Below are 17,762 nucleotides of genomic sequence, written 5' to 3' on the forward strand. Positions count from 1 at the left end.
AGTGATTAAGGGGATTTGGCTGATTTTTATGATTTTTGTCTGAACTATAAAATCAGGCTACAGTTTAGTCCAACTTTGCTGAACTCTATTTATGATAGTTAGGATTTATACTTAGCATTATAAAGTCTTCTAAACTCGAGACTCTTTGCTCCAAAATTTATCAACAACCCTACTTCCAGTTTGTAGGCTTCCAGGTAGTTGATGGCTTGTGCAGAGTGAGCATCTTCTAATTTAGTAACTGCCTTTAGTTCAACAGGTATTTTATTTTCAACCAGGAAATCTACTCTTCTGCTGCCAATCTTCTCGCCTTTATAATACACAGGTGCATCGTACTCCCTGATTACCTGTAGGTTTCTTAAACCCATCTCCTTCTCAAGCGCCCTTTGGTAAATTATCTCATGAAATCCATTTTTCAATGTAGCATGTACCTCCATTGCAGCACCTATAATCTGAGAAGTTAGATCTGAATATTTATAGTTAGATGAAGAATTTATAGTTATGGCCGATTGCAACTTATCCATAGTTAAGCTATTCATTGTTCGCCTAACTATAAAACCAACCATTAAATTCAGTAACACATAAAATATCCGACTAAAAGATTTAAATTACTTAGACAGAAATCAGAAAAATCAGTTAAATCCCCTTAATCACTGGTCTAGAACAACACCGACACCTGTGTCCTACCTGTATGCACTGCATTAATTCCATTTGCTTTACGGCCATCGTAGTTTAGCGAAATGTTAAGGCCGTTGCTCAGGCGTTGCTGCACGTTCAGGCTCCAGGTAATGTTGTTGCCGGGGCGCAGGGCATTCAGGATTTCGTAGCCCACAAAAGAATTCTCTACTCCGGTAAAGCCGATCTTAACGTAACGCAGGTTGGCGGTTGCAGCACGTTTGTTTACCTGGCTCAGTTTCGTTTCAATTCCCAGTTCATGGAAATCTGCTTGTTGGTCGTTTCCTTCCAGGTTTAATTCGTCTTCACGGTGCGAGAACTGGTAGGTGCCGGTAAAGCGGAGGCGAGTGTTAGGTTGGTAAGCAAGCTCCGGCGATAGTTCCGTTGAGCGTATCCGGAAGTTTTTGGACTCCAGGAAATTCGACTGGTTTTCACGCACATTCTTCCCTGCCGTTACTTTTGTGCTTAACACTTCATTCAGGTTCAATCTGCCAATAACACTGTGGCTGCCCACATTTCGGGTTTCAGAGCCGTTGGCAAGTAAAGACTTCTGCTGGTTCTGCTGAAACGTATACTCCAGGCCATACTGCGGGTTGCTGCGGTTAAAATACACCGAATTGCGCAGGGTTCTTGCCATCGAGATCAGAAACTCATCTTCTATATCCTGGCTAAACGGGTTAAAACGGTTCTGAAGGTTATCGTCAGTTGTTTTCTTATCGATACTGATGAACGTAAGTACAGTAAACCGCGATGCAAAGCCCCTGGCTCCGGACTCAGCCCGCCAGTTGCGTGGTGCATTGGTATTAAGGCGGTAGGTAAACTGGTTGGTATAAGCGTTAATATATTCATCGGTAGGCAGAAATATTTTAATGTAGCGCTGCTGGTCTACAGTCTGGGCTTCCAGGTAATCGTTCAGGTCGTTGGGATTGCCTCCCTCGCGGAGGTAATGTGTGCCCTGGCCCGGAAGCGTTTCCCGGAAAACAAAAATCCGCTTCAGCTCCCGGCCTGTGCCTACTGCATATGTCAGCTCCGACCTGAAACTGCCATCTAAAAAACTGGCATTCCAGTCTGCACGGTTCTGTATCGTTTCCTCCAGCCTGCCATCTGCTAACTTAAGCTTACGGTACGTGGCCTGCAGCGCCAGGTCGCTTTCTGCACCAATAGGAGTACTGAGCGCTGCATTATAGGTTTGCCCTACTTCCGGAGCGCCAAACTTACCTATAGTTGTCGGTCGCTGGTCTGTTCGGTGGCTATAATCTACCCTGAAACGGGTGCGGGCTGTGTCACTGCTTTCGAGGTAAAACAGGTGCTCATCAAAATACTGGGCAGAGCCTATTAAAGAGTCAGAACCTATAGTTGTGATCTTATTTTTATCGAAGCGATAGACATACCCGGGCGAAAAACCTTTGAATTTATACTTTGCACCTACATCACCACGGTACCAATCAGACTGAGAAGCGCTTTGTTCGCTGTTCAGTAAAAAGAAATTATTCCGCAGCTCAAGCCTCCCAATCTCCTTTACCAGATCCAGGTAATGCTGCACACCGTCCAGCTGGTTCTCGCGGTAACGCCTGCTGATGCGGTAACTATACAGGTTCTTCGGGTCTTTAACAGCGCCAACCGAGAAGTTAAAAATGTGATCTTCTGCTTTCTGATCAGGTGTCTGCAGGCTCCAGTCGCGGTCAAATTCTATCGGGCGGTAACGGTCGATGGGTTCAAAGTTTTCATCTGTATACTCATAATTCAGGGTGCTGTTCAGTTTATAGTTGCCGAGCAGGGTTAGTTCTTTATTTTCTACCTGGTAACCTACGCGCATGGCTTTCCCGTTATCATCAGCAGCATCTACCGTAGAGAAGCGGTTGAGATCATTCTGCGAGGCGGCACCTTCCAGGAAAACATTCACGCCTTTCTGTAGTTCGTAACCGGCTCCCATGGTTATCAGTTGCTTCTTGCGCGGTGTAGGCACAATGCGCACCGGCAGATAGTTTCCCTGGCGCACGCCATTTACTGGAGCCAGCCAGCGGTAAACCCTGCCATTAACCGTGGTATTTGCAATTACATAATCACCCTGCCCCTGTCCTACTTCCGAAAACCGCACATTATAGTACGCCGAGTCCGGGTTTGTCGAATACACATAGATCTCGCTCAGCAAGCCATTCACTACCGTATCCTTCCGGGCATACAGCACCTGGTTGGGGTCAAACGCTACACTGTCCACTCCCGGAATAACGGCTCGGTTCAGGTCATCGCCAATACTTGCCAGCAGCTCCTTGTCTTCATCGCGCAGGTCCAGGTTAAGCAGGTTGTTGGGGTTATCCTGTTCGCTGTAGTAGTTGCCGTAAACGCTTAGTTTGTTAAGTTGCTGGTAATGGCTGGCGTGGTAAATACTGCGGCTATAGTTCTGGTCAGAGTACTCAAAATCAACTTTAATCCGTGAATTTTTGGTGATGACATGGCGCGTTGTAAACGTAATTTCTGACTGGTTATAGTCTATGACATAATCGTAATCGTAACCGCGTAACAGCAACCTGCCATCTAAAAACACCCGCTCTGAGTTAGCCAGCACTATAATAAAACGCTCGTTATTAGGGCCACGCAACCGGTATGGCCCCAGCATACCTTCCAGCGGCTGAATTTCCTGTGATGCAAATTTCCCTTTTGAGGCCGATGCGGCTATAGTTGTAATTCCCTGCTTTTCCGGCGACTGCCCTATAGTTGTTTCAAAAGCGGCGCCCTGTACATTTTTATAGAACTGCAGAAAGTAAGACGGCTTGTTTCGCAACACCACATCGCCTGCGGTAAGCTGCCATAGTTTGTGTTTGAGGGTAATGTATACTTTATCAAATTCCTGCAACTGCTGTGTATTTCCTTCCGGCTGAAACGGGATGTTCTGGTCGGTAATAGCAGCGGTGATACTTATCTCATCGGTCAGCTTTCCATCCAGCTGTAAGTTCAGGGCAGAGTTTACAAACACGTTCTGTGTATTACCAAACGAGATGCCCCGGCTTATACTTCCGGTCTTGTTCAGGCCGGGTGTTTTAAAAATCTCTTCGCGTGTACTGATGTCTTCCTGGTAAAAGCCTTTGTTAAAAGAGCTCATGTCGAGCTGTGATACATCTCTCCGGAAAGCAGGTTTGGTAAGGTTAAGCGGCAACACACGGTAACAGATAAGTACCGAATCGGGTATGGCCTGCAAGGTGCCAAGCGTATCTATAGCTACAGAATCAGGGGCAGGAAAGCGGGTAAACGTGAACTCGTTGCGGCTATAGTTGTAATCGAAACTATACTGGTCTTTTTTAGGGCCGAAGAATTTTACCGTGGATGGCAGCAACGTCATGGAGTCGAGTACCATGGGCTCCGTAGTTACCCGTAGCCATTGGCAGCGTTTGTTGCTCAGGGGTTTCTGGGCCAGCAACGGAAGGCACAACAAGAACAGCAATATGCTTACAAGAAGCCTCTTAGGACACATGCTGTGCTAGCGGCAACGTGATCTTAAATGTAGTGCCTTTGCCATTTTCAGTCTCAAACCAGATCTTACCGCCCGCATTTTCTATACCGCGTTTCGCCACTGCCAGGCCTATGCCCGACCCTGTATACTTGGTGCTGAAATTAGGTACAAACACTTTCTGGCGTATGTCTTCCGGTATGCCGGTGCCGTTGTCTTTAATATCAATATGCACCTGCTCCGGTGTATAGTTCAGTTCTACTTTTATAGTTGGCTTACGCGTGGCAGGCACTGCCTGTATCGCGTTCAGCAGCAGGTTATTAAACGTACGTACCAGCAAACTTTCGTCAGCCATTACCATCACTTCTTCAGCAGGTATAGTGGCTGTAATTTTGGCTGAAGCCGGGTCGTTGTGCAGGTCAGCCGCTTTACGTAGCGCCGCCGCTACATCTACCAGCTCAGCTTTAGGCTCCGGCATGGAGGTAAAACTGGAGAATGAGGTAGCAATGTCGCTCAGGATATTGATCTGCGTAATCAGTGTGTGCGATATCTTATCAATGAGCTGTTCTGTGTTCGGCTTTTTCTCCGCAATGGCTTTCTGCAGGTATTGCAGCGACAGCTTCATCGGGGTAAGCGGGTTCTTGATCTCGTGGGCAACCTGACGGGCCATTTCGCGCCAGGCAGCTTCTTTTTCCTGTATGGCCAGGTCCTGCTTGTTCTGCTCCAGCGTTAACAACATGCGGTTATACTCATTTACCAGCATACCTATTTCATCGGCACCTTCATAAGCAAGCATTTCGTTTTTACCGGTCAGGGAGGTTCGTTTCAGTTTATCGGCCAGCAGGCGCAACGGCACCGTTAAGGCCCGCGAAGCAAAGAAAGACAGCAGCATAAACACGATAAACATTACCGTAAAAATGTTCATGGTAGTCGTGATCAGATCAATCAGCTTCAGGTCAAGCTCTTTTTCGGAATCAAAGAACGGTATACCAACGAACCCGGACAATGTGAACGGATCGTTATTTACCCGAAGCGGCAGATACACCGCATTAAAAGTAAGGTTACCGGCTTTCTCCTCTAAAAACACACGAAGTGCCTGCCGCTCCGAAATGGCCGCAAAAGCCTCCGGATTAAGCAGCTTGGATAGCAGACCGGCTTCGAAGATCAACGGCTGGCTTGTTGTTATCAGGCGGCCGTTGCGGTCGTACAGGTTTATATCGGTTTCTGAGATAGACGCAATTTCAGAGATCCGCTTCTGTAATTCACTCTTGTTTTCCAGCACGCCTGTACCAATAAGGGCGTTCAGGTTTTCCTGTATGGCTTTGCCGCGCTGTTCGTACGCCGTTTTCAGGTCCTTTTTGTATGATGCCGTAACCAAACTGGCAATAGCAATACTAACCAGCAGCAAAGGCAACAGAATACCGAAATTGAGGAACACCTGTATCTTGGTACTGAAATTAGGCCTGAACTCCCGGATATAGTTGCGATTGTATAACAAGATGAGAAGCCCGAGCAAGATAAATCCCGCCATAAAAATAAGGAACAGGAAAGAGAAGTTGGAAAGCACCTCGGTGGCACTGTATTTCGCATTCGTTACTACAAGCACCTTATCCTTGCCGGCCACCACCCCAAAATGATGGTAATCTCCCTGGTTATGGCCGTCTCTGTAAAATTCTGAATGGCCAATGTGGTCGGGATTAAGGTTGGTGGCGTAGTCGTATTCGCCTTCGCTGTAGCTTAACTTCCTGTTCTCGTAAATAGCATAGCTCAGCAAATCCATCCGGAAAGGCTGGTTATGCTGCTGGCCTGAAAGCAGCTCCGGCACCAGACTATGAGGCAGTAATTTCTGCAGGCTTAGCTGCAATACGATAGTTCCTTTCTGCCCATAAGCCAGCGGAACTTCTATGAGTTTGAGATATAAGCGCGAATTATACCTGGCCGGGTTCTGCACTAAAAAAAGGTTCTTCCGCTCGGTCCGGTTCTCGGGAGTATCGTATTTGCGAAGTAGCTCCTGTAAGGTAGCGGCCGTGGTATCGGCACTTTCCAGGGAGTTACCCTTGCTATCGAACAGAAGCACATTGGTTTCATACTTATCAAAATAATCGCGGAGGTACTGCTTGGAGATCTTGCGTTTTATAAAAGATGCATCTACATAAGGCCCCAGCATTTTGAGTCGTATCAGCCCATCTTTCGCTATTTTATCCGCTACCTCATCCAGGAAAAACTCGCCCACAACATCATTACCCTGTATAATACTGGATGCGAATGTCTGTTTGTATAGTTTAACCTCGTTCTGGTAATGCCTGAAAAGCGCAAATGCTCCTGTCATGGCGCTCATCATTATAACCAGTAAAATGAACAGGTAAGTACGGTAAGCCGCACTTACTACATTTTTATGCTGTGCCGATAAAATAATGATGATCCAGAAAAACGTACCGATCAAAACAACTCCCCAGAACTGTACTTTGGCCAGCACAGTGATCAGCAGCAACACCAGACTGATCAGGAACAATAAACGGTAAGGCCAGGCTTTCTTTTCTTTGTAGAGTAAAACAATGGTTGTAGTGGTAAGCATGTAAGCAAAACCGCACAGCGCCATAGTATGCAGCAGCATTATGCTGTAAAGTATTATTTTGTATTTCGAGAACTCCAGCGATTGGTTTATATCCAGTATAAGCGGGGAATTGTGGTAGATGCCATAGTAGAACAGAAACAGAACGATAAGCAACAGGTAGAAGCCCAGGATGCAGCTTATAATGATAGGACGTCTGTAACTGATATCTATAGTTTTAAGCTGTGCCAGTATGTTGTTCTTATAGAACAGGTACAAACCGGCCGCTGCAACTATAAGTAACAGCAGAATATTAAGTGCCAGATCGCCAATGGATGGAGACCAGCGCGAGGCTGCATAAAGTCTGGGATCGAATAACTCTGTATCAGCAATAGCAAAAGGCAGGTTAAACACCAGGAGCACAATGCGCAGCAGAATTAACATGACCAACAGCGTAATTACGCCTTTGCCGTGTTTTCCATGCTGTACCTGTTGCCGGCAATAAATGACAGCTGCAGCTACATAAAGTATCACGCCAAGCAGTAACAGGGTTAGCTGTGTTGTTTGCCTGCTTTGGTCTGCTTCATTTTCGTTGAGATCTACTGAGAACAGGTAATCGCCCTGGGGTGATCTTACCTGCGGCAACCGAATCCTCGGATCGGGAACAATACCGGCTATAGGCTGATCAAATATTTCTTCTGAAAGCGATTTGTTCAGGTATTCGTTCTTAATGCGGTAATCTGTTTCCAGGGGAATATAGACGAATATTTTATAGCCTTTTACCTGGTACGGTACAACTATAAAAGAACCATACTCACTGCTTGCAAAGCCTACCTTTTTTGCCTCCGGTGCAACATCCAGGTCCGTAATAGCCACATGCGCCGACCAGAATACGATGTGGTTATTTTTGTAGACCAGTGTCGGATATTCCGTTTTATCAAGTATGGAAGAAAAGGAAACGGTTTCCGGGCTTAGTTGCCGGCCTATAGTTTCTGCCTGCTTTCTGGCTTTGGCAATACAATAAAGTGTGCGCTCCTGTATAGTTCCCAGCTTTTTCTGATTCCCTGAAAATATGGAAGGCGCAGGAATTACATAGAAATGAATAGCCGCCGTAGCTATAAAACACAGCAACGACAGTAAAAGAAGTATAAAGGGGGTTACCTTCCGATTCAAGATCTAACAGTTTATCCCACGAATTTAACTAAAACGCAGGATAAGGCCTATTGATTCAGTACAGATTTATACTTTGTTATAGGATGGGTTATAGTTAATGCCTGAAAAAAAGTACAGCATCAGCACGCGGGAGTAACGGAATAATACGGGAGCTGCTACAATGACAATGCCGGCAACTGTACTAATGTATACCCAAGTAGGCGGATCTCCGGCGAGGTTATAGAGAAGAACGCCAACTATAAAAACGATCGCTACCGAAAAACCATAGCTGATGTACATGGCGCCGTAAAATAGCCCTACTTCCACCTCATAGTGCAACCCACACACGGGGCAGTCATCATACATGCTATCGAATTTGCGGAGGTTGTAAGCAGGATGCGTGAATATTTTACCTTTACGGCAACGCGGACAACGACAGTTTACAATAGCTCCTACTTTAGTTGGTGCCGCCATTCTTGTTTTTCTTGTTGCTCTTGTACCATAAAAAGCCTACAGTTCCGATCAGGATGTATGGTATCGCCATCAGGTACAGGATACCTGTGTTCAACCCGGAACCGACTGCAGTATCAGACTCTGCTTTGCCTGTTCCCACATTAGACTCAACTGTGGCTCGGCACATGGCGCACTGGCTATAGCTGTTTGTAGCTGTGGCAAGTACTAGCCCCAACACAAAAACTATAGTTGCCAAACCTTTGATCGTTAACTTTTTCATATGCCCAACAAGTAATTTACTTTACGTAATTTAATTATAATATGGCGAAATAAGCAGGTAAACCAACACACCCGAAATTGCCACATATAACCAGATCGGGAATGTCCAGCGTGATATGCGGCGATGGCGCGCAAGCTGATTTGTAATACCAAAATAAACAGAGAGCAGTACCAACGGAACTATAACTACCGCCAGCACTATATGTGTAAGCAGTACAAAATAGTAAATATACTTTAAGGCACCTTCGCCGCCATATATGGTGCGCTCACCTAAAAAATGGTAAGTTACATACGACACCAGGAAGATTGCCGATAACCCGAACGCTGTAAGCATCGAGGCACGGTGCACTTTAATGTTATTACGTTTGATGTTATAGTAACCAACTATAAGTGCAATAGCCGTTAACGAATTTAGTACAGCATGTAAAGGTGGCTGAAAAGAAACATCAACGGAAGCATCTGCCACTGCCTTGTCGAGAAAGAATAAAGCCGCTACAGCCACAGGAATTAAAATTGACAGCGTAGCAATCAGGAACATCATGCGCCTTTCGCGGGCAGCATTGGGATTATTTACTTTTACTGTACTCATCTAATAGAACGTTAATCTCTAGTATAAGCCGGTCTACATCGGTTACACTGGTGCCTTTATAAACTCCTCTTACCTTGTGCTCTTTATCCACCAGTATAAACTTATCGCTATGTAAAAAGTCTTCAGGTCCACCGGTCTTTTGCAAAGGCAGTTTAAAACCATTTTGTGCCAGCCTATAGATTTCCTTCTTGTCGCCTGTCAGGAAATGCCATTTTGTAGTATCGGCACTATATTCTGAAGCATACTTTTTTAATACACTAACAGAATCTTCTTCAGGTTTGGTTGTAATAGAAACAAGCGCTATAGTTGGATTGTTCTGGTAAGCATCCTGCACCCGTACTAACTGAGAACTCATTTTGCGGCATAGGTCCGGGCAATCCGTGTAAAAAAAGTTTACAACATAAATCTTGACTTGCAGATCGGCCTGCGAAAAAGTAGTATTGCTCTGGTCGGTAAGTTTAAAATCCTGCACCGTCTGGAAAAGCGTATCGCCTTTCTCGTTAAACAGCACTTCTCCTTTATCATTTGTTTCCGGGTAGTAGCCTTTTACTTTGAAATGGTGCTCCCCGAAAGTATAGATAAATATAAAAACGAAAATAGGCACTAATATCAGGAGTCCTAACATTAGTGCCTTTATCTTACGCATGTAGTCTTGTTTATTTGAAATAATTCGTGATCGACTCGAAGTAGTAACTTCCTTCTGCAATTAACGCTACCATAAGCCAGGTTACCAGTGCCATTGGTAAAAGTATAGACCATATAAGCACTTTTGACTCGTGCTTTAAGTGCATAAACTCACCTACAATGTAAAATGCTTTGAAAATGGTAAGTATAATAAAGATTGAGTTACGAACTGTGCTGGCTTCCATTGTAAAGGCAAATATGAATTCTACCGCCGTTAATGCTACCAGTATGATGAAAGTTCTCCAGATCGCTTTTGTTTGCGGCTTCGGAACTTCTGTAGTTGTATTAAAATCTTGTTCGTGATGCGTTGCCATATGTTATAACGTTTATACCTGTTTTACTGTGTTAAGCGCTAGGCAGGTAATTAGTTTATACTTTGTTCTGTTAGATCAGGTAGAAGAATGTGAAAACGAATACCCACACAAGGTCAACAAAGTGCCAGTACAGACCAACTTTCTCAACCATCTCGTAATGTCCGCGTTTGTGGTACACTCCGTTAACAGTATTAATGAATATCATTACCAGCATGATCCAGCCAGTAAATACGTGCGTACCGTGGAAACCTGTGATAAAGAAAAACAGGTCGGCAAACAACGGCGGGCCATATTGATTCATGGTCAGGTTAGCGCCCATTATAGTTGTGCCATCGGCTAACTGTAATCCTACGCCATCACCTGCAATAAAGTGAGACCATTCCCATGCCTGGCAACCAAGGAAAGTTGCACCAAACAGGATTGTCCAAAGTAACCACTTCTGCACATCATTCTTATCCATTCTGTGTCCGGCTTCAACGGCTAGTACCATTGTTACAGAACTCAAAATCAGAATCATGGTCATTAACGCAACGAATGCAAGCGGAAGATCCATGCCATGCAGGCCAGGGAATGCATTAAATACTTTTTCAGGTATTGGCCACCATTCTGTAGAGAAAGTGAAATCCTCAGCTTTTCCGGTATAGGCCAGGTTGCTATGACGCGACAAACCATAAACGATCAGAAAAGCGCCAAATGTAAATGCATCGGACAGCAGGAAAAACCACATCATGAGTTTTCCATAGCTCGCTTTCAATGGTTCATTGCCACCATCCCATGTACCTGTATTAGGTGCTTCCAGCGTAGTTGATGTAGACATAGTTTATGTATAAAACGTGTTTAGTGATTTACCAGTAAAAAGAAGTACAAATATAGCCAAAGTCCGCCTAAAAAGTGCCAATACGTAGTACATAACTGCATACGGAGCATTTTTTTGGAGTGTACTTTATATTTAAAGCTCGCTATCAGCAGGATAGCTAAAAATATTAATCCTGTTATTAAGTGAAAACCGTGAACTCCTGTTAGTACATACAGAAACGAGCCGGCCGGGTTGCTTTCTGTTCCTCCAAAATACACGTTATTCTGTACCAGGTCTCCCCAGGCACTTAACTGTCCATATAAAAAGACAATTCCTAATGCCATTGTAAGGAACAACATAAGCTTAACCAAGCCCAGGTTATTCTTTTTGGCAGCAAAGTAAGCCCATTGCATTGTAATACTACTTGCTATAATAACTATAGTATTGATGATGAACATCTGCGGCAGGTCAAATTCCAGCCAGTTGCCTTCTTCGCGCCTTACTATATAAGCACTTGTAAAAGCTCCGAACATCATCAGGATACTGATAATGATTAACCAGAGCGAAAATTTAAGCGGGTGAACGCTTCCGGTATTTTGATTTTCTATATTCGTAACCATGGTTATAGGTTAACTTTATCTAAAACAAATGCGATCTGTACGATCGGTAAATATAAAAATGATCCGAACATGATATTCATCGCTGCTTTTTTAGTGCAGGTACGCATGAGATAAAATGTTTGGGCCAGGAACAGTACGCCACAAACTACAGCTATAAGCGCTGAGGTTGTTCCTGTCATACCAAACTGCAATGGTAACAGGCTAAACGGAATCAGTACTAAGGTATAGATCATGATCTGGATAGCTGTTTTAAGGTTTTTCCCGCCAGCCATTGGCAGCATTTTAAACCCTGCTTTCTTATAATCATCATCCAACACCCAGGCAATAGCCCAAAAATGCGGGAACTGCCACATAAACTGAATTCCGAATAATATCCAGGCTTCTACTCCCAACACTCCTGTTGCAGCCACCCAACCAATTAGCGGAGGCATTGCTCCTGGAATTGCTCCAACAAATACACAGATCGGGCTGATACGCTTAAGTGGCGTATAAACAAATCCGTATAGTACAAGCGAAAGTAACGATAAAGCAGCTGTCAGTACATTAAAAGTATATCCAAGAATCAGTAATCCTGCTACACCTGTAATTATACAGACACCAATTGCTTCAGCTACACTAACCTGCCCGGTTGGCAATGGTCGCTTCGCTGTACGTTTCATAAGTTTGTCGTACTCTCTTTCAATGATCTGGTTTATAATGTTAGCAGATCCTGTTACCAGTAATCCACCAATCATTACAAGAGCTATCTCCCAGTAAGTAGCTACTGGCCTGCCAAGTATAAACCCGATAGCACTGGAAAAAGAGACCGTAAAGCTTAGCCTGAACTTCAGTAACTTGAAATATGCTGAGGCTTTAGTTCCCATTCCAATTTGAGGCAGTAGCGCTTTCTTTTCTTCAATCAACATCACTATACTATAGCTACCGACTTTTTATGCACCCTTTTAGATGCGTAATAATAAATTATCAGAATCATGAACTCCGCTCCGAACAATAACGCTGCAAACGTTAAATGAAGTGGTTGCATTACCGATGGCATTGCAAAGTAGGTCAGAATAACACCGAAGATAACCTCTGCAAGAACTATAAAAAGCATCACATTGGTCCAACGGGTTAATCTTTGGTCTTTTAGTTGATAGATCAGGTAAGCAAGATATACATGCATACCCACAACAACTATAGAAAAAGACCGGTGTATATAAAAACTTAAACCGAGGTTGTCAATCCACTCAGCGCGGAGCGCATCCCCCATGGTAAAAGCAACTATATCTATTTCTTCTCTGATCTGAGTTCCGAGCAGTATCTGTCCGAACGTAGTTAACAGTACTGCCCAGATCATTACATTCAGCCTGCTGCTGAATGGTAAGGTTGTTTTTTTATCACGTTCTCTTACTCTTACTACAGCATACTGCAACAAAGCTACAAGAACCAGCGCAAGCGCCATATGTATCGTAATCGTTATCGGTAACAGATTGGTCGATACAACAATAGACCCCAACCACCCTTCTATGCCAACGAGTATAAAACTAGCCAGAGATAAATAGAAAACAGAAGGGTCAGATTTTAGAAAAGGTATGGCGTAGAGTAAGGTCAGAAATATCAGAATACCTATGCCAACACCAACCAGTCTGTTAAGATACTCTATCCAGGTTTTGGTTACGTTAAACTCAGTTTCGATGTACTGACTCGGATGTGTAAAGATATACGCTGCTACCTTTTCAAATCCCGCCTTATCCAGGTATCCTGCCAGTTTCTGATTCTTCTCTATCCTCTGCTTTTTGTATACCTCAAGGTAATCTTCTGGCAATTGGTTAACATTAGTTGGAGGAACCCAACTTCCAAAGCACTTTGGCCAGTCTGGACAACCCATCCCCGATCCCGTGCTTCTGACGATTCCTCCAACTAAGATTAGAAAGTAAACAGCAATTACTGTAAGTACCCCTATTCTTCTAAATTTTTGTTCCTTAGAAGATTTATTAACCATTTATGAAATTACTCTAGAACTCTCTCCTGTGGCAGGTTAGATGACTGCGTCTCTGAGAAAGGTACGTTCTGCGGAATAAAGTCTTCAGCTGCACCCGGCTTGCTATAATCGTAAGGCCATCTGTAAACAGCTGGGATCTCACCTGGCCAGTTACCGTGTCCCGGATTTACTGGTGTTGTCCACTCAAGCGTGTTAGAATGCCATGGGTTAAGTGATGCTCTTCTTCCTTTAAACATGCTGTAAATGAAGTTGAACAGGAACAAGAACTGCGCTGTAAAACCAATTATTGCAGCAATACTAATGAAAGTATTAAGATCAGTGAACATGTTAAATGTTTCGAAACCTGTCCAGTTGTAGTATCTTCTTGGGAAGCCTGCAATACCTACATAGTGCATAGGCATAAACACCAGGTAAACAGCAATGAATGTTAACCAGAAATGAACAAATCCCATTTTCTCATCCATCATTCTGCCGAACATCTTAGGGAACCAGTGATAAATACCGCAGAACATACCGAAGAATGCTGCTGCTCCCATTACAAGGTGGAAGTGAGCTACTACAAAGTATGTATCGTGTAGCTGAATATCAAGTGCTGAGTTACCAAGAATAATACCTGTTAAACCACCTGAAATAAACAGGGATACGAAACCGATGGCGAACATCATGGCTGATGTAAAGCGGATGTTACCCCTCCACAGTGTGGCTATCCAGTTAAATACTTTCACGGCCGAAGGTACAGCAATGATCAGTGTCAGGAACATGAAGACCGATCCTAAGAAAGGATTCATACCTGTTACGAACATGTGGTGTGCCCAGACTACGAAAGAAAGTACCGCAATACCCAGCATTGAGCCGATCATGGCTCTGTAACCAAATATAGGTTTGCGTGAATTAGTAGCGATAACTTCAGAAACGATACCGAAGGTTGGAAGGATTACAATGTAAACTTCAGGGTGACCTAAGAACCAGAACAAGTGCTGGAACAGAATCGGGCTACCTCCTGTGTTTGATAAAGCCTGTCCGGCAATATAAATATCAGATAAGAAGAAGCTGGTTCCGAAGCTACGGTCGAATATAAGAAGCAGTGCAGCTGATAAAAGTACTGGGAAAGATAACAAACCCAGGATTGCTGTTAACGTAAAAGCCCAGATTGTAAGAGGAAGTTTTGTCATAGACATCCCCTTTGTTCTAAGGTTAATAACTGTTGTTATATAGTTAACACCTCCCAGCAGCTGAGAAATAATAAATAGCGCCATGCTTATCAACCATAAGGTCATACCAGTACCTGAACCCTGGATAGCCTGCGGTAAAGCACTTAATGGAGGATAAATGGTCCATCCACCACCTGCAGGACCTGAATCAAGGAACAATGAGGTAAACATGATGATACTTGCCAGGAAGAAAATCCAGAAAGACAGCATGTTCATAAACCCTGATGCCATGTCGCGCGCACCGATCTGAAGCGGAATAAGGAAGTTACTGAAAGTACCACTTAAGCCAGCAGTAAGAACGAAGAACACCATGATTGTACCGTGCATAGTAACCATTGCCAGGTAAAATTCCGGGTCAATTTTTCCGTTTTGCACCCATCCACCCAGAATCGGCTCCAGGAAAGTAAAGGTAGCTTCAGGCCATCCTAACTGTAAGCGGAACAGAACTGAAAGGAAACCACCGATGAAAGCCCATAAAATACCCATGAAAAGATATTGCTTGGCAATAATCTTATGATCAAGGCTAAAAATGTACTTTTCAAAAAAATTCAAATCGTGATGATGATCATGCTCTTCATGGCCATGATGCATATCAGTCTGGTTAATAGCGATATCTGTACTAGACATTTTCTAAGTATTTAAATGCTATAATTCTGTTTTCTCTTCCTCTGCCGCAGCATCCAATCTTGTTGCAGGCTGATCAGCCTTAGTAGTCTGGAATTTTGCTACTACATCCGGGTTCTGTGACGCAAAGGCCTTCTGCCCTGCTAACCAAGCTTCATAATCTTCTGGCTCATCAACTACAACTACATAACGCATTGCAAAGTGACCACGGCCGCAGATTTCAGTACAAGCTAGCTCATACTTAAATTCAGGATTGCCAGTCTCATTTTGCATTTCACTAGTAGTCTTGGTTGGAACAAACCATAACTTTGTAGGCATTCCCGGTACAGCATCCATCTTCTGACGGAAGTGAGGTAGGAATACACTGTGGATCACATCTCTAGAACGAATCTTAAATAACACAGGTTTACCTTTTGGAATATGTAACTCCAATGGGTTAACTATATCATCCTGTGCATTCGGATCAGAAAAATCAATACCAAATTCATTGGTTGCATCTATCAGAGACGTCTTTGTAATACCTAGTTTCCCATCAGCACCAGGATATCTTACCATCCAGTTAAACTGCTTACCCATAACTTCTACTACAACTGCATCAGCAGGGGCAGCACTGGTAATGTTGGTCCAGGTTTTCCAGCCGGCAAATACCAGAATTGCCATTACAACGGCCGGGATCATTGTCCAGATCAGCTCCAGTTTGTTATTGTGCGGGTAATAATAGGCACGCTTTTCATCCTGATGCTGGTATTTATAAGAATACCAGAACAGAAGCACTTGTGTGATAACAAACACGATACCGATGATGATCATCGTTGTCCAGAATAGCTCATCTGTCCATTCACCGTGTACTGATGCCAACGGCTGGTTCATATCATCCCATGATGCAGAGAAAGACCAGGCAAAGGCTATACCACCTATTATCATGAATAGTAGCAGAAGCATACTGTTCACTTTATTGCTTGTTTTAGTTGTACCTACTGCTCTCTGAGAGGAACCTCTGAATATAGATGCCAGCGTCCCGATCCTGAAAAGAAGGAAAAGAACGACGAAAAGCAGAAGTATGGATAAACCAATAGCGATCGTAATCATTGTATTGTGTTTTTAGTATTATCTCTAAACGTGATGGTGTATACTTTCTTCCAGGAACGGGTGATTAGCAGGTACCAGAGAGGCTTTTGTAAGTCCTTTCGTAAATACCAGTAAGAATATTCCCAGGAAGATAAGCGTTGTTCCAATCTCAATGAAACCGATACCCGCGTCGCCGCGCATAGTCCCCGGCATCATCATCAGGTAAAAGTCCAACCAGTGACCAACTAGAATTGCAATCATTACAATTTTCAGCATGATCATCTGACGTTTTGCATCTCTCGTCATTAACACCAGGAACGGGAATACAAAGTTGACAAGAAGGTTCACAAAGAATACCCACTTAAAGTTCGGTCCTAAGCGCTCTAGGAAGTAGATTGATTCTTCCGGAATGTTTGCATACCAGATCAGCATGAACTGAGAGAACCAGATATATGTCCAGAAGATAGAGAACGCAAATACAAACTTACCCAGATCATGCAGGTGATTCGCATTAACCATTTTAAGGTAACCATTCTGCTTCAGGAAAACTACGGTTAGCGTGATAGCTGCTAAACCAGATACGAACCAGCTTGCAAACACATACCAGCCAAACATTGTAGAATACCAGTGTGTATCAATAGACAGTACCCAGTCCCAGGCAGCCATAGAAGAAGATACTCCGAACACTACCAGGAACATAGCTGAAACAGTTATGCTCTTATGATAGAAAGATGTTCCTCCATGCAGGTCTTCATTAATGGATAATCTTCTCAACCAGTTAAAGAACAATATCCAAAGCGCGAAGAAAAGAATCATTCTGATCAGGAAGAACCAAAAGTTCAGGTAACCTGATTTTCCGGAAATGATTGGGTCATAGCGCGGATCATTCACATCATAAAGATAGTCATGTGTCCAATGGAAGATATCGTGACCACCAAATAGGAAGATAACGATCATGATAAGACCGCCTATAGGTAAAAAGTAACCTAAAGCTTCCGGAATACGCTTGATAAGAACTGACCAGCCTGCATATGCAACATACTGAACAGCTACAAAGAATACACCTACAATCGCAATGCCTGTAAAGTATACGTTATTTAACCAAAGGTTTATGAACAAGCGCTTCGTCCAGGAAGCTGCTTCGTGACCTGCTGCTGCAGCTTCACCATGTCCTTCACCATGTTCCGCTCCACCACCGGCAGCCATTAATAGTATCCCTGCTATTAACAGGACAACACCTATGGCTATCATTAAGAAAAACTTGTTATTTGTTTTTCGTGGTATAATGAGTCTTTCTTCTGTCATTATTCTCAAAAATTAATG

Annotated in this window: 15 protein-coding genes; all 15 read right to left on the reverse strand. The window is 43.7% G+C overall.

Annotation, left to right across the window (positions count from 1 at the left end; translation table 11 throughout):
* Positions 1-98: 98 nt before the first annotated feature.
* Complete coding sequence (locus tag GSQ66_RS10700; protein ID WP_162427465.1) at positions 99-521, reverse strand: GxxExxY protein; 423 nt, start codon at positions 519-521, stop codon at positions 99-101.
* Positions 522-655: 134 nt separating this feature from the next.
* Positions 656-4,141: a hypothetical protein gene (locus GSQ66_RS10705; RefSeq protein WP_162427466.1), complete on the reverse strand. Its 3,486-nt coding sequence runs from the start codon at positions 4,139-4,141 to the stop codon at positions 656-658.
* Positions 4,131-7,841: a sensor histidine kinase gene (locus GSQ66_RS10710; protein ID WP_238395646.1), complete on the reverse strand. Its 3,711-nt coding sequence runs from the start codon at positions 7,839-7,841 to the stop codon at positions 4,131-4,133. The genes GSQ66_RS10705 and GSQ66_RS10710 overlap by 11 nt, the downstream gene beginning before the upstream one ends.
* Before the next feature lie 66 nt (positions 7,842-7,907).
* Complete coding sequence (locus GSQ66_RS10715; RefSeq protein ID WP_238395647.1) at positions 7,908-8,294, reverse strand: DUF983 domain-containing protein; 387 nt, start codon at positions 8,292-8,294, stop codon at positions 7,908-7,910.
* A complete protein-coding gene (locus GSQ66_RS10720) occupies positions 8,278-8,553 on the reverse strand; it encodes a hypothetical protein (protein ID WP_162427467.1) in 276 nt (91 codons plus the stop codon). Before GSQ66_RS10720 ends, GSQ66_RS10715 begins: the two co-directional genes overlap by 17 nt.
* 30 nt (positions 8,554-8,583) lie before the next feature.
* Positions 8,584-9,141 (reverse strand): DUF420 domain-containing protein, encoded by a 558-nt coding sequence (locus GSQ66_RS10725; protein WP_162427468.1) that lies wholly within the window; start codon positions 9,139-9,141, stop codon positions 8,584-8,586.
* Positions 9,119-9,787 (reverse strand): SCO family protein, encoded by a 669-nt coding sequence (locus GSQ66_RS10730; protein WP_162427469.1) that lies wholly within the window; start codon positions 9,785-9,787, stop codon positions 9,119-9,121. The genes GSQ66_RS10725 and GSQ66_RS10730 overlap by 23 nt, the downstream gene beginning before the upstream one ends.
* A 10-nt stretch (positions 9,788-9,797) precedes the next feature.
* Entirely contained in the window at positions 9,798-10,139 is a 342-nt protein-coding gene (locus GSQ66_RS10735; RefSeq protein ID WP_162427470.1) for a cytochrome C oxidase subunit IV family protein, read from the reverse strand.
* 70 nt (positions 10,140-10,209) lie between these two features.
* Positions 10,210-10,956 carry a cytochrome c oxidase subunit 3 gene (locus GSQ66_RS10740; RefSeq protein WP_162427471.1) on the reverse strand — a complete coding sequence of 249 codons (747 nt, stop codon included), beginning with the start codon at positions 10,954-10,956 and terminating at the stop codon, positions 10,210-10,212.
* A 20-nt stretch (positions 10,957-10,976) separates the two neighbouring features.
* Positions 10,977-11,555, reverse strand: coding sequence for a cytochrome c oxidase subunit 3 (locus GSQ66_RS10745; RefSeq protein ID WP_162427472.1), 579 nt, complete (start codon positions 11,553-11,555; stop codon positions 10,977-10,979).
* 2 nt (positions 11,556-11,557) lie between these two features.
* Positions 11,558-12,460 carry a heme o synthase gene (cyoE, locus tag GSQ66_RS10750; protein ID WP_162427473.1) on the reverse strand — a complete coding sequence of 301 codons (903 nt, stop codon included), beginning with the start codon at positions 12,458-12,460 and terminating at the stop codon, positions 11,558-11,560.
* Positions 12,461-12,462: 2 nt separating this feature from the next.
* Entirely contained in the window at positions 12,463-13,536 is a 1,074-nt protein-coding gene (locus GSQ66_RS10755; protein WP_162427474.1) for a COX15/CtaA family protein, read from the reverse strand.
* 8 nt (positions 13,537-13,544) lie between these two features.
* Positions 13,545-15,374: a cytochrome c oxidase subunit I gene (locus GSQ66_RS10760; RefSeq protein WP_162427475.1), complete on the reverse strand. Its 1,830-nt coding sequence runs from the start codon at positions 15,372-15,374 to the stop codon at positions 13,545-13,547.
* An 18-nt stretch (positions 15,375-15,392) separates the two neighbouring features.
* A complete protein-coding gene (locus GSQ66_RS10765; protein ID WP_162427476.1) occupies positions 15,393-16,460 on the reverse strand; it encodes a cytochrome c oxidase subunit II in 1,068 nt (355 codons plus the stop codon).
* A 24-nt stretch (positions 16,461-16,484) separates the two neighbouring features.
* A complete protein-coding gene (locus GSQ66_RS10770) occupies positions 16,485-17,744 on the reverse strand; it encodes a quinol:cytochrome C oxidoreductase (protein WP_162429018.1) in 1,260 nt (419 codons plus the stop codon).
* Between the last annotated feature and the right edge of the window lie 18 nt (positions 17,745-17,762).

Origin of the sequence: Pontibacter pudoricolor (assembly GCF_010092985.1) — a bacterium.
GTDB classification, from domain to species: Bacteria; Bacteroidota; Bacteroidia; order Cytophagales; family Hymenobacteraceae; genus Pontibacter; species Pontibacter pudoricolor.

Excerpts from the sequence above, each read along its gene's own strand:
- GSQ66_RS10700 (WP_162427465.1), bottom strand. The coding sequence starts at position 521 with ATGGATAAGTTGCAATCGGCCATAACTATAAATTCTTCATCTAACTAT.
- GSQ66_RS10705 (WP_162427466.1), bottom strand. The coding sequence starts at position 4,141 with ATGTGTCCTAAGAGGCTTCTTGTAAGCATATTGCTGTTCTTGTTGTGC.
- GSQ66_RS10715 (WP_238395647.1), bottom strand. The coding sequence starts at position 8,294 with ATGGCGGCACCAACTAAAGTAGGAGCTATTGTAAACTGTCGTTGTCCG.
- GSQ66_RS10720 (WP_162427467.1), bottom strand. The coding sequence starts at position 8,553 with ATGAAAAAGTTAACGATCAAAGGTTTGGCAACTATAGTTTTTGTGTTG.
- GSQ66_RS10725 (WP_162427468.1), bottom strand. The coding sequence starts at position 9,141 with ATGAGTACAGTAAAAGTAAATAATCCCAATGCTGCCCGCGAAAGGCGC.
- GSQ66_RS10730 (WP_162427469.1), bottom strand. The coding sequence starts at position 9,787 with ATGCGTAAGATAAAGGCACTAATGTTAGGACTCCTGATATTAGTGCCT.
- GSQ66_RS10735 (WP_162427470.1), bottom strand. The coding sequence starts at position 10,139 with ATGGCAACGCATCACGAACAAGATTTTAATACAACTACAGAAGTTCCG.
- GSQ66_RS10740 (WP_162427471.1), bottom strand. The coding sequence starts at position 10,956 with ATGTCTACATCAACTACGCTGGAAGCACCTAATACAGGTACATGGGAT.
- GSQ66_RS10745 (WP_162427472.1), bottom strand. The coding sequence starts at position 11,555 with ATGGTTACGAATATAGAAAATCAAAATACCGGAAGCGTTCACCCGCTT.
- cyoE (WP_162427473.1), bottom strand. The coding sequence starts at position 12,460 with ATGTTGATTGAAGAAAAGAAAGCGCTACTGCCTCAAATTGGAATGGGA.
- GSQ66_RS10755 (WP_162427474.1), bottom strand. The coding sequence starts at position 13,536 with ATGGTTAATAAATCTTCTAAGGAACAAAAATTTAGAAGAATAGGGGTA.
- GSQ66_RS10760 (WP_162427475.1), bottom strand. The coding sequence starts at position 15,374 with ATGTCTAGTACAGATATCGCTATTAACCAGACTGATATGCATCATGGC.
- GSQ66_RS10765 (WP_162427476.1), bottom strand. The coding sequence starts at position 16,460 with ATGATTACGATCGCTATTGGTTTATCCATACTTCTGCTTTTCGTCGTT.
- GSQ66_RS10770 (WP_162429018.1), bottom strand. The coding sequence starts at position 17,744 with ATGACAGAAGAAAGACTCATTATACCACGAAAAACAAATAACAAGTTT.